Genomic DNA, 16,568 nt, shown 5'->3' on the forward strand with positions numbered 1-16,568 from the left:
TAAATTTAAACGTAAAATATAAAAGACTCGATTGAATGCAATCGAGTCTTTTTTCTTAGTAATAATTTATGATCACTTTATTCTGTGATAAATAAATTTGGTCACAAGTGCTCCAAAAATATAATAACCTACAGTCATCAGTTTTTTCTGAGTATTTTCTGCGACAGGATCGTCATTAAGACCCAGTTTTTTTGGAAGTGCAATCGCTCCCACACCGGCAAGCAAACCTGAGGTGAGATCATTTTTGGTCGCAGTAGTTGCATAATAAATACCGTTACTGATCACATCTCCTACAAGTGTGGCCGCATAGAGATTATTCTCTCCTGTAATATTAATTGATGTATTGTCTGTGATCTTTAGGAGAGCCTCTTCACCGACTTCGTTGATGTGAGGAACGTTAGTAAAATTTTTCCTGATGGTCTCATGTAGAATGTTGAGCGCAATGGCACCGCCTAATCCTGCTAAAATTTTCTTGTACATAATATTTTGAATTTGTTGATTTGGTATAGAAGAAAGTCTGTTACTTCCTACCAAAACTGATTCAAAATTTAGACCATAAAAAGACTCATCTTCAATTTCGACCTTGAATTTTAATTAAAGCTACCTGATGTTTTCATATTCTTTTTTCAAACTCTTATCAAGGTAAAAAGGTACGAACGGCAAAACTGAACCGATTAAATAAATAATCACTCGCTTAAAACTCCATCTATACTTTATTGTTGCCGCAAGAAGAACTGCTGCAAAAACTAAAAATAAAACACCGTGAATCCACCCAAAATATTTCACTGCTTCATTGATGTTAAAAATATATTTTAAAGGCATCGCAATGAAAAGAAGAATCAAATAAGAAACCCCTTCAATAAGAGCTGTTTTTCGATAAAGATTAATCATGTCTATATTAAAAAAAAATACTGAATTTCTTGCAAGATAGTATATTCAAGTTTGACAGACAATTTATAAATGTTATTCAGTTCTAAATCTTGTGCATGATAATTTAGCTAATTATCTGTATTTCTTTTAGGATACAAGATCATTCGAATTGAAGGATTGTTGGTGATAAATAACCTGAACCAATCTAGCGCCAGTCTTATTTTGCTTCTGAAACTCACCAACGGTATTACATGAATAAAAAGCCAGGTAAGCCAAGCTATAAATCCGTTAAAAGAGAATTTCGGAAGATCTACAACCGCATTGAATTTTGAAATAATCGCCATACTTCCTTTATTATTATACGAGAATGGAGTGAGTGTTTCTCCTTTTTCCATTTTCTTAAAATTTTTACCTAAATTTTTTGCCTGTTGTATGGCAACCTGTGCAAGCTGAGGATGACCTTTTGGAAAATTTTCATCAGTAAGCTGAAGACAGATGTCACCTAAAGCAAAAATATCGTTCGTATGATTTACTTTATTGAATGCATCAACAGCGATTCTTCTTCCTTTTACAATACTTTCTGCGGGTAGACCGGGAACTTCTCTGCCGATTACACCCGACGTCCAGATTAAAGTCTCTGTCTCGATAAAATTTCCGTCAGAGAGCATTACTTTTTTGTCTTTATAATCTTTTACAGAGACGTTGAGGATAATCTTCACTCCGAGGTTTTTTAGTTTATCGTACGCAGTTTTCTGCGCCATTTTGCTCATCGGCGAAAGAAGGGAAGGAAGAGCGTCAATAAGATAAATACTTGATAGGCTCAATTTCATTTCCGGGTATTCTTTTTCAGCAATATATTTTCCCATCTCAGCAATCATTCCTGCTAATTCTACACCTGTGGGTCCGCCGCCGGCAATGACGATATTTTGTAGACGTTGAGCAATCCGAACATCTTTGTTTCTGGCAGCTTCCTCAAGGGTCAGAAGCATATGGTTTCGAAGATATAATGCTTCTTCTATGCTTTTCATCGGAAGGCTGCATTTTTGTACATTTTCCATTCCGAAAAAATTTGTTTCTGTTCCCATAGATAAAATCAGATAATCATATGAAAGATTTCCGGTATCTGTTTCAATAGTTTTACTTTCAGGATTTACTTTTACAAGACTACCCATATGAAAGTGTACATTATCAAAATTGTCAATCATCTTTCTGAAAGGGTAACTGATATTGGTCGCCTGGATAAAAGATGTTGCAACCTGATAAATGAGAGGGGGAAAAAAATGGTAGTTGTTTTTGTCGACTAAAGTGATTTTAAAACCAGGATCGTTTTTCAGTGATTTAATAATATGCACACCGGCAAATCCGCCGCCAACGATGATAATATGCTTTGCCATAAGTAAGAGTTTTATGTGTGATATATTCTTCAACAATAAGACCAAAATTACCGGATCGCCTTGCTAACTTTAATAATGTGTTGATGCAGAACTGTAATACTTACCATAAAAATGAAAAGCCCTCTCCGAAGAGAAGGCTAAAAACACAAATGATGAAAAAAAATTATACCATATAGAATGGTATAACGGTGCAAATTTAAGTCAAAAATTTCGCAATTCGAAACGTTTGATCATGTTTTTGTTTTTTTTAGATAAGATATTTCTTTAAACCCTCCATGATTCCTTGCCAAAGCATACTGAAAAAACTTCTGTCAGATTCCCTTTCTTTCTCAATAACAACATGATCAGGTTCTCCGGTAGACTCATTTTTTATAAACCAATTGGCTATAGTGTTGAGTAGCTTTCTTTCATTTCCTTTTTTGTTAAGGAGATTCACATACATTTCGTTGTATTTAAAATAAAATTTACCACCAATTCCTGCATCAGTTCCCTGGTAATCAAATTTTAGATAATCGATATTTCCATCAAGTGTTACGTTGAGGTAAGGTCTTACGAAAAGATTTACGTTATCTGCGGAAAGTTTTTGAATATTTCCTTTAATGTAAAACTGATCATTGGGATTCATTACATCAAATTTCCAATTAATTGTTGTGTTTGCCGTTCCGTAGAAAGCAAAATTTGCATCTGCTGTAATGGTGGTTGGTCTGCCTTTAATCTTTCCGTTGTTGACGTTGCTGATATCAATAAAAAAGCGGTCGAAAGTTAACTTTCCGGGAATTTTGCTGTTCTCAGCATTCTCTTCATACGTAAGATTTGAATTTCGTATAGCAACATTTTTTACAAAAAGAGGAATTTTAACTTCGCGAAGTTTTTTACTGAAAAGGTATCGCGCGGCATCATCATCGGGTGGTGCGAGATCATGGTAAATGCCACACTTCAAACCGTCAATATTTACTTTGCTGATGTCAATCACCGGGTTTTTAATCAATTTTGAATTTAGATCTGTAATTCCGATTTTTTTGACCGTGATCGTATAAAGATCAGTCTCTTTTGCAATGACTTTGCTGAATGCTGCTCTAGAGTATTTCGGAAGATACTGAAGACCAGTCATGTCGGTTTGCTTACCGGTATTTTTTACTTCATCAACTTTTAATGTGTAATATTTTCCTGCATCCAGAAAAACTTTTTTTGCAATCACAGAATGATTCTTAATTTCAAATGGCAAATCATTTTTCAGGTATTGATTTCCGGAAATAATACGGTTTACCACAATGTCAAACTTCCCTACCGACAATTTTTCTTTTCCCAGAGCCGACTGGGATAATTTTCCGTTAGCAATTTTTATAAATCCAAGATTCAATGCAAATTCAGGAACCTCAGAGTCGGCCTTTTTACTTTTAGATTTTTTACTTGCCGAAATTATTTTAACCTCAGGATTTCTAATTTCCAAGCCCGCAATATTTACATTCAGTTTTTGACCGATATATTTAGTCTTGTTATTGATGATTTTTATTTCGTCTGTAGTGACGTTGAAAAGATCTTTATTTGTACTCTTGCCCAAAGCAGCCATCTGAAATTTCTCAATAAGAATATCAGAATTTTTTGATGATATTTTCTTTATCTTCACGGCTTGCAGCGCGTTTGCCTTAAGGTAAATATTATCAGCTTCTATATCATGATTGGTAAATCTGAAAGGTATTTTTTCTTTTACAGTATTTTTATCAAAAACAATATTGGTAAGTTTAAAATTAAAATTATCTATCGATGCTGTTTTATCTTGATCAGCCTGTAGAACCACTATTTTTCCTTTTTGGAAACTAATGTTCTTCATGCCGATCTTCATCTCAACTTCTTTAGGATTTTTTTCTTTTTCTACTATGTTTTTTCCTGTTGAGGTTACTTTTAAATCAGGTTTTGTAAATGTGATGTCTGAAACAATCAAAGAATCTTTGCTGATATTAAAATCTGTAGCTAAGAGTCGCTCTGATGCAAAGTCAAAAACATTTTTCGAATTATATTTTGCAGGATTCTGTATAGGAATAAGATGGAATTTTGTTAAATCCAAAGTTTTATTAGCAGCAAAAATCTTATCTGAACTTATTTGATAAAAATCATTTACACCTATCTTTATATCCTCCGCATCTATTTTAAATTCTTTAAAAGCAAAAGGAATTTTAGAATCATCTTTATTCTGCTCAATATCTTTCAGTTTTACATTGATGTTTTCTCCGGTAAAGACAGGTTTTCCTTCAGCATTCATTATTTCTGCAAATACATTACTTACAACAATATTATTGATATGAATATCCGGTTTTTCAGATTTTTCCTTTTGTTTTTCAGACTTCGGTGCAAGACGCATTTTGATGTCTGAGTCCTGAAGCAGAAATTGATCTGCGGTATATGATTTGCTGAAAATGGCTTTCCATACCCCAAAATCAGTTATCTGAATCTTTTTGATATTGCCTTTTATCTGAGTGATTTTTTTGTCATCAGGATTTTTGGTTGAAATCTTCAGATCTGTAGCAGTAAAATTCCCTGAAATCAAACTTAGATTAAAATTTTTCAACTCTAGTTTGTAAGGTGTTTTACTGTTGACAAGATCGGGAAGTTTTTTCTGTAAGTAAAAATCTAGTGCGAAAGGAAATATTGCTAAAAGCAGAACAATAGTTGCAGTAATTCCCCAAAACCATTTTTTGCGGTTGCTTCTCGGGGCAGAGTTGTTTTTTTTCATCGGTTATTGATCAGACATATACACTAAACAAAACGTATTCCAATTTGTGACATACTAATCTGTTTAAAGTTACTATGGTGTCGTCAAAATTTTTTCGTTCTTTTGCAAACTGTAAATAAAAGTTAGTATTTCAATGTCTAAATTTGATGCGATAAGGTCTTTTTACGACCACGAAGTCAATGAAGCCGTACAAAGTATCGTCCGCCATCCTATGATGAAAGCGCTGATGAATTTTACTTTTCCTGATACCGATGAAAAAATTTGGATAGATCAACTGAAAGTTACGGACTCAATTTTTGATTTTCAGAAAAATTTTATCTCGCATACCATCAGAAAAATTCTGGAAACAAGTTCTCAGGGGTTAACGACATCAGGATTCGAGAAGTTAGATAAAAATACTTCATACCTTTATATTTCAAATCACAGAGATATTGTTTTGGACACTTCTTTGCTCAATTTGGTTCTCCTGGAGAAAGATTACATAATGACATCTTCAGCAATAGGCGATAATCTGGTGGAGCAAAATTTTCTGCATATTCTCGCCAAACTAAACCGAAACTTTCTGGTTCAAAGAGGGTTGTCTTTGCGTGAGCAACTAAAAAGTTCGCAACTGATGTCTGATTATATTTACGACCTTCTAAAATCTGAGAACCGATCTGTTTGGATTGCTCAGCGTGAAGGCCGTACAAAAGACGGAAACGATGCAACACAGCAGGGTGTTTTAAAAATGTTGGCGATGGCGTCACAACACCATTCTTTGGCTGAATTCTTTAAGAATCTAAAGATTGTTCCTCTCTCAATCTCTTATGAATATGATCCCACCGATGTTCTGAAAATGCCACAGATATTGGCAAAACAGAAAGACGAAGTGTACATCAAAGCAAAAGATGAAGATTTTACGACTATGATGAGTGGAGTACTGGGTCAGAAAAAACGAATTCATCTGCATGCAGGCGATGTGCTTGATTTTGACCTAGATGCAATATCTGCTTCGCAAGATAACAAAAACAAACAGCTTCAATCGATCGCTCAACTTATTGATGAATCAATTATCAGAAATTATAGACTTTGGCCAACAAACTATATTGCTTATGATATTATAAATCATACAGATAAGTTCTCGGATAAATATTCTCAGCAGGAAAAACTACTTTTTGAGCGTCGACTGGAAATGCGGATTGATGTTGATGACGAAGTTCTGAAAAATGGCTTTCTGTCGATGTATGCAAATCCTGTTAACAATCAATTGAGGTACACTGAGAAATTATTTAATTGAATTTAATTTAATTCTCCTTTTTAAAACTCACAACCTCGTATTCTCCGTCTGTACAATATTTTTTACAGCTTTCATCGTTAAATTTTTCAGGATTTTTCGTGAAGTCTTCGATGTATTTGTAGCTCTCGTCAGTATTTGCAGGAGTTATAACGATATGATATAATTTTAGGATAGAGTCGTCTGCTTTTTCTACAGATTCTTTTTTGTGTTGTAAAGCTTCTTTGTAATTCATAATATTTTTTTAAGACAATAGAATAAAGTGTGCCACTTTATAAGATTTACGATTAATTTTTTGTGATAATAAATCTAATTTTCCTAGTATTTATATAAAGAATGCTAATTTTTGCGATTGATGAGAATTTAAAAATAACATGTTATGATGTATTTGATTCTCTACTTAATAATTTTTTGCTTCAAGATTGTTAAAATAATAATATGTTTTTTAAAAATTTGTCAGTATTTTTGGTAACTGATGAAGTATAACCTGTTTCCAGATTATTTTACGTTTTATGATTTTAATTGTCGATGATAACCAAAACAATATATATTCTTTAAAAAAGCTTTTAGAATCGAAAGATTTTCAAGTAGATACAGCCAATTCCGGTGAAGAAGCACTGGGTAAAGCTTTAAAGAATAATTATGCATTAATTATTTTAGATGTTCAGATGCCGGGAATGGATGGCTTTGAGGTTGCCGAGACCTTTGCAGGATACAGCAAGACAAAAGAAATTCCTATCATATTCTTATCTGCCGTCAATACAGACAAAAGATTTATCACAAAAGGATACAATTCCGGTGGGATGGATTATGTGACTAAGCCTATAGATCCTGAAATTTTAATGCTCAAAGTAAAGACATTCTACAATCTTCAGGAGAACAATCTTGCCATGAAGAAGACCAAAGAAAGTCTGGAGATGGAAGTAAAAGGCAGACGTGAAGCGCAGGTTTCTATGAAGTCTGAAATTGAACATTTTCATCTGATGCTAGAGGCATTGCCGCAGATTGCATTTACTTTAAATCAGGATGGTATCGTCAATTTTGTTAATAAAAAATGGTTTGAATATTCTGAATCTGATCAGCAGTTTCCAGATACGCATCCGGACGATCTTAATATTGAAGAGGAATTTCAAAGATGCAGGAAAAACGGAAAAGCACTCGAATTGGAGATCAGAATTAAAAATCTTGATTCCGGAGATTACAGATATCATTTATTGAGAATGTCGCCGGTTTATCAAAACGAAAAGGTAAAAAACTGGGTAGGAACATTTACAGACATTGAAGATCAGAAAAAAGTTGAGAAAGAAAAAGATGAGTTTTTAAGTATTGCAAGTCACGAACTCAAAACGCCTTTAACGAGTATCAAAGCTTATATGCAGTTGCTTGACAGAAAATTAAAGCTCAATACAGAAAATACTGAAGCTGTTTTTGTCGCTAAAGCTTTAGATCAAATAGAAAAGCTTAACACATTGATTACGGATTTATTAGATGTGTCAAAAATTGAAAACGGGAAGCTTAAAATAAACAGAAAACCGGCCGATCTGGAAAAACTTATTCATAATACGATCGATACTATTCTTCAGACCAATGATAATCCTAATGTGAAAATTGAGCGTCATATTGCAAATATTAATCAGCTCATATCATTTGATGCGATTCGTATTGAGCAGGTTCTAATTAATTTTTTAACCAACGCAATCAAATATTCTCCAGAAAACAATCAGGTCATTGTTACAACTTTTGTAGATGATGACGAGGTGAAGGTGAGTGTTACAGACTTTGGAATAGGCATTCCTGAATTTAAGCAGGAAGCAGTTTTCCGTAAATTTTACCGGGTAGAAGAATCGTCGGTGCAGTTTCAGGGAATGGGCATCGGTCTCTACATCTGTTCAGAAATCATCAAACAACATCACGGTACGATAGGTTTATCCAGCAAGCTTGAAGAAGGATCTACTTTTTATTTTACATTACCATTAAATTAATTTTATGCCGAAAAAAGTTATAAGAAATCTTCAATTTGGGATTGGATTTTCCTTACTTATTTTAATTGCGAGTTCGGTCGCATCATATTGGAGCATCAAAAATCAGATGCAGCACCGCGAAAGCGTTTCAAAGAGCAGAAAATCTGTAACAGCAGTAAAAGATGTTTTGATTGCACTTTTAGATGCAGAAACAGGAAATCGTGGATATCAACTCACCGGAAGAGAAAGTTTTTTGGATCCGTACAATGCAAGTTTGCAAGAATATTCCAAATCTATGGAACGCGTAAGATCTCTCGAAATAACTGATCCTTCACAGCTTGCACGTCTGAAAAATCTTGAAGAAAATGTTGATGCGAATATCAATAACCTCAAGTTGTTTGTAGATAACAAGCGTAAAGGCTTGGAAATGACGCAGCAACAGATTGAGATGAGTAAAATTTACATGGATAAATGTAGATCTTTGGTTCAGGATTTTGTGAAGTTTGAGGAAAGCGAACTTGCAAAAAAGAATGAAGATCTTGACAGCTCATCAAAAACCACTGTGCTTTTTATTATTTTTTCATCCTTAGCAGCAATTCTCGTTACTGTGTTTTTCTATGTGAAATTGCGAAACGATCTACTGAGAAGAGAAAGGCTGGAAAACGCACTGAAGACTAAAGATCTTGAGATCTCAAGAAGGGTAAGCGTCATTCAGCAGGTTGCAAACCGGGTTGCAAACGGCGATTATACTCAAAAACTTACAGACGATTCTGCAGATGATCTGGGCGATCTTGTAGAATCTCTCAACCATATGACAGATTCTCTTAAGAAATCTTTTGACGAAATTAATAAAACCGACTGGAGACAGAAAGGTCTTGCTTTATTAAATGAAGCTTTGGTTGGTAATAAATCTGTGAAGCAGATCAGCAATGATTCTCTTAATCAGCTTATTGAATACGGAAATTGCATCAATGGAGCAATTTATCTCATAGACGATGGCAAATTAAAACTAAACGGTTCATTTGGTTTAGAAAATACGATGAAACAGTTCTTTGAACCAGGCGAAGGTATGGTAGGGCAGGTGTTTGTTCAGAAAAAGCCGAAAGTTTATAATGATTTAGATGAAAATGATTTTGCGGTAACTTTTGCCAGCAGTAAAGTTAAAGTAAATGCAATTCTTTTGCTTCCGGTAATGTCTGACAGACAGACGGTTGGTGTATTAGAATTAAGCTCAGCCGAAAATTTTGATCAGGATAAAATTGAATATTTTGTAGAAGGCTGCAGGAATGTTGCTATTGCGATAAGAGCTGCAAAAAGCCGTGAAAAAGAACAGCGTTTACTAGAAGAAACTCAGGCGCAATCTGAAGAGTTGCAGGTTCAGCATTCTGAGCTTGAAAATCTTAACACAGAACTTGAAGCACAGACTCAAAAACTTCAGGCTTCGGAAGAAGAACTGAAAGTGCAGCAGGAAGAGCTGATGCAAACCAACACCGAGTTGGAAGAACGTTCAAAATTACTCGAAGAAAAGAATCAGCTCATTGCAGAAAGAAATATTGAAATTCAAAGAAAAGCAGAAGAATTAGCATTAAGTACACAATATAAATCTGAGTTTTTGGCTAATATGTCGCACGAACTGCGTACACCTTTAAATTCTATCTTACTTCTTTCTCGTCTGATGGCAGAAAATCCGGATGAAAATTTAAATGAAGATCAGATAGAATCTGCGAAAGTGATCCAAAGTTCCGGAAGCAGTTTGTTGACTTTGATTGATGAGATTTTAGATTTAGCCAAAATAGAATCTGGCAAAATGTCTCTTGAGTACCAGAATATTGAAATCGGTGAAGTTGTAAAAGATCTTAAAAATTTGATGAATCCTTTAGTTAAAGAAAAAGGAATTGAATTTAACATCAATATAGAAAATGATTTGGAGAAAACCCTTGAAACTGACCGTTTACGTTTGGATCAGGTGTTGAGAAATCTCTTATCTAATGCATTAAAATTTACCAAGGAAGGAAGCGTAGAGTTAAATATCAAAAAAGACCCAAAAAACAGCGATTTTATAGTCTTCTCGGTAAAAGATACGGGAATCGGAATTCCCGATGATAAACAGAAAATCATCTTTGAGGCCTTCCAGCAAGCTGATGGATCTACGCAACGTAAATTCGGAGGTACAGGATTGGGATTATCGATCAGTCGTGAGATTGCTAAATTATTAGGAGGTTATTTAGACCTAAAAAGTAAGGTCGGCGAAGGAAGTGAATTCAGTCTCATCATTCCGAAAAATGAGAAATTGAAGGTAATCACAGCCAGTTCAAATACCAGTTCTGATCAAAATTTATTGGATGTGATTCTTGAGGATGTTGAAGAAATAAAACATATCATAGATTCTGACGAGCACAATATTTCTGAGATCATCAATCATTTGGAAATACCTGATGATGTGGAGGATGACCGAGAAAATATTTCAAAAGATGATAAGGTGATTCTCATCGTAGAAGATGATACAAATTTTGCAAAAGCTCTATTGAAATATGCAAGACTCCAGAATTATAAAGGAGTTGTAGTTGTACGTGGAGATTTGGCTTTGTCTGCGGCGATGCAATACCATCCGAATGCAATTTTACTGGATGTTCAGCTTCCTGTGAAAGATGGCTGGAAGGTAATGGATGAGCTGAAATCTAATCCGCATACAAAACCGATTCCGGTTCATATGATGTCATCACTTCATGTAAAACAGGAAAGTCTGATGAAAGGGGCTATCGATTTTATCAACAAACCGGTTGCTTTAGAACAAATGACAGACGTTTTCAAAAAGATTGAAGAAGCGTTGCAGAAGTCTCCCCAAAAAGTTTTAATTGTAGAAGAAAATGCTAAGCATGCAAGTGCATTATCCTACTTCCTAAGTAACTTTGATATCTCATTATCAGTTGAAGATAACGTAGAAGACAGTGTGAGAGCGTTCAATACAGATGGAGTAGACTGTGTAATTTTAGATATTGGCGCAAACAGGAGAAATGCCTATAAAATTATAGAATCTATCAAAAGCTATGAAGGATTAGAAAATCTGCCGATCATTATATTTACCGAAAGAAATCTTTCTACATCCGAAGAGCTGAAAATAAGGCAGTACGCAGATTCAATTGTTGTAAAAACTGCTCATTCTTATCAGAGAATTTTAGATGAAGTAGGGTTGTTTTTGCATTTGGTAGAAGAAAAAAACAGCTCGGTTGAAACGATAAGAAATAAAACTTTAGGTTCATTAACTGAGGTTTTGAGCGGTAAAAAAATACTGATCACCGATGACGATGTGAGAAATATTTTTTCTCTTACGAAAGCTTTAGAAAAGTATAAAGTTGAAGTTGTTTTGGCGATGGATGGCGTTCAGGCTTTAGAACAGATCAAAGAACATCCTGATGTAGATGTTGTTTTGATGGATATGATGATGCCGAATATGGATGGCTACGAAACCATTCAGGAAATCAGGAAAATGCCAAAATTCAGGAGACTTCCTATCATTGCTGTCACCGCAAAATCGATGATTGGTGACCGTGACAAATGTATCGAAGCAGGCGCTTCAGATTACATTACAAAGCCTGTGGATATCGATCAGTTGCTGTCTCTCCTTCGGGTTTGGTTATATGAAAGTTAAATCATCAATTATCTTATGAACAAGAAAATTTTGATTGTGGATGATGATCCGCGAAATATATTTGCTTTAAAACTAACACTGAAAGCTCGCGGTTTTCAGATGGAAACGTCTACAATGGCACAAGAAGCGATTCAGATTTTAAAGAATAATCCCGACATCGGCGTAGTACTGATGGATATGATGATGCCCGATATGGATGGTTATGAAGCTTTAAGAATCATAAATAAAACCCCCTCGATACAACATATTCCTGTAATTGCAGTAACTGCGCAGGCAATGGAAGAAGACCGCCAAAAGTGTCTGGATGCTGGTGCGAGAGATTATGTGAAAAAACCGATCGATGTAGATAAATTATTAACCGCTATCGAAAAACTGTCGTAAATGCTGGAACCGAGTATCGTAAAAGACCAGGAAATTGAATTTCTCATAAAAGACGTGTACGACCTGTACGGATACGATTTTTCTATGTACAGCAGAGCTTCTTTTAAAAGACGTGTGAACAGGATTTGCCTTATCGACCGTTTTACAAGCTTTGCCGAATTACGATATACGATTATTAACGATCCGGATTATCTAAAGCATTTCATTGAAGAAATTACGGTGAATGTAACAGAAATGTTCCGCGATCCTTATTTTTTCAAAAAATTAAGGGAAGAAATTTTACCTCAGCTGGGAACTTATCCTCTGATAAGAATCTGGGTTGCGGGTTGCTCTACCGGTGAAGAAGCGTACTCTATGGCCATTTTGTTGAAAGAGGCCAATCTTTATCATAAATGTCTGATTTACGGAACAGACATTAATCCGTCAGTTTTAGAAACGGCAAGATCAGGCGTTTTTCCGATGAATCAAATGAAAGTGTATTCCGAAAATTATATACAGTCTGGTGGTAAAGAAGATTTTTCAGATTATTATACAGCAAATTACGACAGCGCGAGATTTGATAAAAGTCTTCAGGAAAAATTAATTTTATCAACTCATAATCTGGTCTCAGACAGCTCGTTCAACAGTTTTCAGCTGATTATCTGCAGAAATGTGATGATTTATTTTGAAAAGGCTTTGCAGGAAAGAGTTTTTCATCTTTTTGACGCAAGTCTGGAGAATCTTGGTTATTTGGCTTTAGGATCAAAGGAAACTCTTCGGTTTTCAAATTTAGATAAATTTTATCATCAGATAGAAGATCAGAAGATCTGGAAAAAACTTGATCCTAATTAAACTAATATGGAAACATCAGAAAAAACAGAATTAGTGGTCATTGGAGGATCTGCAGGAAGTCTGCAGGTTATTCTGGCGATGATTAAAAATCTGAACGAAAACTTAGGTTTTCCGGTTTTGTTGGTGGTTCACAGAAAGGCTTATTCCACGAGTATTTTGCCAACATTACTGCAGCAATTTACTTCAATGGAAGTTATTGAGATTGAGGATAAAACTGAAATTTTTAAAAATAAAATTTATATAGTTCCCGCAGATTATCACTTGCTTTTTGAAGATAAAAAAACGGTTTCTCTAGACAGTTCAGAAAAAATGAATTACTCCAGACCGTCTATTGATGTCACCTTCAAATCTGCCGCCGAGACTTTCGGTGAACATTTGGTAGGAGTTCTTCTTTCGGGAGCCAACGCAGATGGAGTGGAAGGTCTCAATTATATTAAAAAAAACAATGGCAAAGTGTGGGTTCAAGATCCGGATACTGCAGAAGTAGATTATATGCCAAGACAAGCAACCGTACGAGTAGAATACGATTTGCTGATCGAGCAGAAGAATCTTGCAGAATATGTAAATAATTTAAATAGAACTAAATAGAAAATTAACAATAGAAATATGAACAGAAAGAAAATTTTGATTTTTGATGACGATAAAGTTATTCTCGAAGTGATCAGTATTATTTTTGAGGAAGGCGGTTATGATGTCGAAATTTCAGAAACCTCACACGATATTATACAAAAGGTTTCGCAGTTTCAGCCGGATGTAATTTTGATGGACAACTGGATTCCGAATATCGGTGGTGTAGAAGCAACCAAACTTTTAAAGAGTCATGATGACTACAAACACATTCCCGTCATCTATGTGACGGCTAATAACGACATTGTAGCTCTTGCTAAAAGTGCGCAGGCTGATGATTATGTCGCAAAACCTTTTAATCTTGAAGATCTTGAAGAAAAGGTAGCAAAACATATAAAAGACTAATTATTAAAGAATAATATTCCTCATTTAAAATGGGGATTTTTTATGAACAGGATTTCACATTGCGAAAACAATTTTAAATATAATAATCCGTTTATTCACTTTCGTGCCCATTTAATTAAAGCTTATCTTTAGACATTTAATCTTTAAAAAATTATTTCTAATAAACATTTAATAATGCAAACAACTTATTGTAGAATTTTTGCCACAATCGGACTTTCGGTTTTCAGCATGACAGCTGTTGCGCAGGAACGGAAAACCATTAGCGGAACAGTGCGAGACGGAAAAAACGGCGAGCTCATTATAGGAGCCACAATAAAAGTAGAAGAAGACCCGAGCATTAATATCACAGCCAACGAATATGGGTTTTATTCGCTTTCGCTTCCACAGGGAAACTATACAATCGCTGTTGCATTCGGAGGTTACCAAAATTACCGACAGACGGTACAACTTGATCAGAACGTAAAATTAGATTTAATTCTTTCTCAGGAAACAGAACGTACTGCCACAATTGATGAAGTCATTATTTCGGCAGTTAAAAAAGATAAAAACCTTACGTCTGCGCAGATGGGAACGGAAACGTTGAGCATTAAAAGTATCGAAAAACTTCCTGTTCTCTTTGGCGAAAAAGATGTTTTGAAAACAATTCAGTTATTGCCCGGAATCAAAAGCAATGGTGAAGGCAGCAGCGGATTCAGCGTGAGAGGTGGTGCTACAGATCAGAATTTAATTTTATTGGATGAAGCTCCGGTTTACAATGCATCACATTTATTAGGATTTTTCAGTACATTCAATAGTGACGCGCTGAAGGATGCAAGCATTATTAAAGGAAACAGTCCTGCACAATATGGCGGTCGGCTTTCTTCTGTGATGGATATTAAGATGAAAGACGGAAACAATAAAGATTATAATGTAAACGGAGGTATTGGTTTGATCAGCAGTCGATTGAGCGTAGAAGGGCCTCTTCAAAAGGAAAAATCATCATTTATTGTTTCAGGACGACGGACTTATGCTGATGTTTTTCTGAAGGCGACAGATGATTTTAAAGACAGTAAGCTTTATTTTTATGATTTAAATTTAAAAGCCAATTATCAGATTAATGAAAACAACCGTCTTTATGTTTCGGGATATTTTGGAAGAGATGTTTTAGGATTAGGAAATACTTTTGCGACAGATTGGGGAAATACCACTGCTACAGTACGTTGGAACAGTATTATCAACAGTAAATTATTTTCAAATACTTCACTTATATATAGCAACTATGATTATAAAGTGAGCCTTTCGAGCAACAATAATACTTTTGGTTTGGATTCACAAATTCGGGATTGGAATCTGAAGCAGGATTTTAGCTGGTTCGCCGGCAATAAACATTCAGTTCGTTTTGGTTTGCAATCAATATATCACACGATTACACCGAGTAGTGCTTCCGGAACCAGTGTGAGCAGTTTTCCGAGAAACTCCAGATATTCCTGGGAAAATGCACTTTATATTAATGATGATTATAAAGTCACAGAAAAGCTTACTGTAAATTATGGTCTCAGATTATCCATGTTCAGTGTTTTAGGCGGCGATAGGTTTAACCTTTATGACAACGGAGTTTTAACAGGAAGTAAATTTTTGGAAAAAGGAAAATTCGGAAACACATATGTAAATCTAGAACCTAGAATTACGGCAAATTACAGAATTAATGAAGTAAGCAGCATCAAAGGAGGTTACGCAAGAAATACGCAGAATCTTCATTTGCTAAGCAACAGCAGCAGCGGAAATCCTACAGATCAGTGGATCGGCAGCAGCTATTCTGTGAAGCCGGAAATTGCAGATCAGATCAGCGCAGGGTATAGCAGAAATTTTAATAACAATAATTATGAGATCAACGCAGAAGTTTACTACAAATCGATGCAGAATCAGATTGATTTTAAAAACGGAGCAGAAATAACTTTTGATGCAGCGGCAGATGTAGAAGCAGAATTACTGTTCGGAAAAGGCAGAGCGTATGGATTAGAATTGATCGCCAAGAAGAAAAGTGGAAAGCTTACAGGCTGGGTTTCTTACACTTTGTCAAAAACCGAAAGAAAAATAAATGGCATCAATGATAACGAATGGTACAATGCGAGGCAGGATAAAACACATGATTTATCAATGGTTGCAACGTATGAGCTCAATCCGAAATGGTCATTTTCAGGATTGTTTGTCTATAGCACAGGAAATGCGGTGACTTTCCCGACAGGAAAATACGAACTGCAGAACCAGACTATTTTTCAGTACAGCAGTCGAAATGCCGACAGAATGCCTGCATATCACAGAATGGATTTGAGCGCAACCTATGAGCCGAATAAAAACAAACGCTGGAAAAGCTCGTGGACATTCGGTATCTATAATGTATACGGAAGAGAAAATGCTTACACCATCGCATTCGAAGATAATCCCGACAAACCAGGCACAACAAGAGCAGTTCAAACCTCGCTTTTTAAATTTGTACCAAATATTACTTATAATTTTAAATTTTAAT

Annotated in this window: 13 protein-coding genes; 8 read left to right on the top strand and 5 right to left on the bottom strand. The window is 35.2% G+C overall.

The features are described 5' to 3' along the window. Positions 1-72 precede the first annotated feature (72 nt). From PGH12_RS02335 to PGH12_RS02350, 4 genes are all read right to left on the bottom strand, one after another. The gene (locus PGH12_RS02335) at positions 73-480 is read right to left on the bottom strand and encodes a hypothetical protein (protein ID WP_267598836.1); all 408 of its coding nucleotides are present in this window, start codon (positions 478-480) and stop codon (positions 73-75) included. Between the two features lie 120 nt (positions 481-600). Further along, positions 601-891: a DUF3817 domain-containing protein gene (locus PGH12_RS02340; protein WP_267598837.1), complete on the bottom strand. Its 291-nt coding sequence runs from the start codon at positions 889-891 to the stop codon at positions 601-603. 107 nt (positions 892-998) lie between these two features. Continuing rightward, positions 999-2,264 carry an NAD(P)/FAD-dependent oxidoreductase gene (locus PGH12_RS02345; RefSeq protein WP_267598838.1) on the bottom strand — a complete coding sequence of 422 codons (1,266 nt, stop codon included), beginning with the start codon at positions 2,262-2,264 and terminating at the stop codon, positions 999-1,001. Positions 2,265-2,511: 247 nt separating this feature from the next. Next, positions 2,512-4,995, bottom strand: a complete 2,484-nt coding sequence (locus PGH12_RS02350; RefSeq protein ID WP_267598840.1) for a hypothetical protein — start codon at positions 4,993-4,995, stop codon at positions 2,512-2,514. 133 nt (positions 4,996-5,128) lie between these two features. On the opposite strand from PGH12_RS02350, the gene PGH12_RS02355 reads away from it, so the two are divergent. Next, positions 5,129-6,271, top strand: coding sequence for a 1-acyl-sn-glycerol-3-phosphate acyltransferase (locus PGH12_RS02355; RefSeq protein WP_267598841.1), 1,143 nt, complete (start codon positions 5,129-5,131; stop codon positions 6,269-6,271). Positions 6,272-6,278: 7 nt separating this feature from the next. Here the strand turns inward: PGH12_RS02355 and PGH12_RS02360 are convergent, their stop codons facing one another. Further along, the gene (locus PGH12_RS02360) at positions 6,279-6,503 is read right to left on the bottom strand and encodes a hypothetical protein (RefSeq protein ID WP_267598842.1); all 225 of its coding nucleotides are present in this window, start codon (positions 6,501-6,503) and stop codon (positions 6,279-6,281) included. A gap of 277 nt (positions 6,504-6,780) precedes the next feature. On the opposite strand from PGH12_RS02360, the gene PGH12_RS02365 reads away from it, so the two are divergent. The 7 genes from PGH12_RS02365 to PGH12_RS02395 all read left to right on the top strand — a co-directional run bounded on the left by PGH12_RS02365 (position 6,781) and on the right by PGH12_RS02395 (position 16,567). Beyond that, on the top strand, positions 6,781-8,250 hold the full coding sequence (locus PGH12_RS02365; protein WP_267598844.1) for a hybrid sensor histidine kinase/response regulator: 1,470 nt from the start codon (positions 6,781-6,783) through the stop codon (positions 8,248-8,250). A 4-nt stretch (positions 8,251-8,254) separates the two neighbouring features. Beyond that, positions 8,255-11,878, top strand: coding sequence for a response regulator (locus tag PGH12_RS02370; protein ID WP_267598845.1), 3,624 nt, complete (start codon positions 8,255-8,257; stop codon positions 11,876-11,878). A gap of 15 nt (positions 11,879-11,893) precedes the next feature. After that, positions 11,894-12,259 carry a response regulator gene (locus tag PGH12_RS02375; RefSeq protein WP_267598846.1) on the top strand — a complete coding sequence of 122 codons (366 nt, stop codon included), beginning with the start codon at positions 11,894-11,896 and terminating at the stop codon, positions 12,257-12,259. Then, positions 12,260-13,090 (top strand): CheR family methyltransferase, encoded by an 831-nt coding sequence (locus PGH12_RS02380; RefSeq protein ID WP_267598848.1) that lies wholly within the window; start codon positions 12,260-12,262, stop codon positions 13,088-13,090. 6 nt (positions 13,091-13,096) lie between these two features. Next, entirely contained in the window at positions 13,097-13,678 is a 582-nt protein-coding gene (locus tag PGH12_RS02385; protein WP_267598849.1) for a chemotaxis protein CheB, read from the top strand. Between the two features lie 18 nt (positions 13,679-13,696). Next, positions 13,697-14,062, top strand: a complete 366-nt coding sequence (locus PGH12_RS02390; RefSeq protein ID WP_267598851.1) for a response regulator — start codon at positions 13,697-13,699, stop codon at positions 14,060-14,062. 174 nt (positions 14,063-14,236) lie between these two features. After that, positions 14,237-16,567 (top strand): TonB-dependent receptor, encoded by a 2,331-nt coding sequence (locus PGH12_RS02395; RefSeq protein WP_267598852.1) that lies wholly within the window; start codon positions 14,237-14,239, stop codon positions 16,565-16,567. Position 16,568 lies beyond the last annotated feature (1 nt).

This window comes from Chryseobacterium sp. CY350 (genome assembly GCF_027945075.1).
Taxonomy (GTDB): domain Bacteria; phylum Bacteroidota; class Bacteroidia; order Flavobacteriales; family Weeksellaceae; genus Chryseobacterium.

Coding starts and splice junctions, on each gene's coding strand:
- PGH12_RS02395 (WP_267598852.1), top strand. CDS start 14,237: ATGCAAACAACTTATTGTAGAATTTTTGCCACAATCGGACTTTCGGTT.
- PGH12_RS02340 (WP_267598837.1), bottom strand. CDS start 891: ATGATTAATCTTTATCGAAAAACAGCTCTTATTGAAGGGGTTTCTTAT.
- PGH12_RS02365 (WP_267598844.1), top strand. CDS start 6,781: ATGATTTTAATTGTCGATGATAACCAAAACAATATATATTCTTTAAAA.
- PGH12_RS02350 (WP_267598840.1), bottom strand. CDS start 4,995: ATGAAAAAAAACAACTCTGCCCCGAGAAGCAACCGCAAAAAATGGTTT.
- PGH12_RS02385 (WP_267598849.1), top strand. CDS start 13,097: ATGGAAACATCAGAAAAAACAGAATTAGTGGTCATTGGAGGATCTGCA.
- PGH12_RS02345 (WP_267598838.1), bottom strand. CDS start 2,264: ATGGCAAAGCATATTATCATCGTTGGCGGCGGATTTGCCGGTGTGCAT.
- PGH12_RS02335 (WP_267598836.1), bottom strand. CDS start 480: ATGTACAAGAAAATTTTAGCAGGATTAGGCGGTGCCATTGCGCTCAAC.
- PGH12_RS02380 (WP_267598848.1), top strand. CDS start 12,260: ATGCTGGAACCGAGTATCGTAAAAGACCAGGAAATTGAATTTCTCATA.
- PGH12_RS02355 (WP_267598841.1), top strand. CDS start 5,129: ATGTCTAAATTTGATGCGATAAGGTCTTTTTACGACCACGAAGTCAAT.
- PGH12_RS02370 (WP_267598845.1), top strand. CDS start 8,255: ATGCCGAAAAAAGTTATAAGAAATCTTCAATTTGGGATTGGATTTTCC.
- PGH12_RS02360 (WP_267598842.1), bottom strand. CDS start 6,503: ATGAATTACAAAGAAGCTTTACAACACAAAAAAGAATCTGTAGAAAAA.
- PGH12_RS02390 (WP_267598851.1), top strand. CDS start 13,697: ATGAACAGAAAGAAAATTTTGATTTTTGATGACGATAAAGTTATTCTC.
- PGH12_RS02375 (WP_267598846.1), top strand. CDS start 11,894: ATGAACAAGAAAATTTTGATTGTGGATGATGATCCGCGAAATATATTT.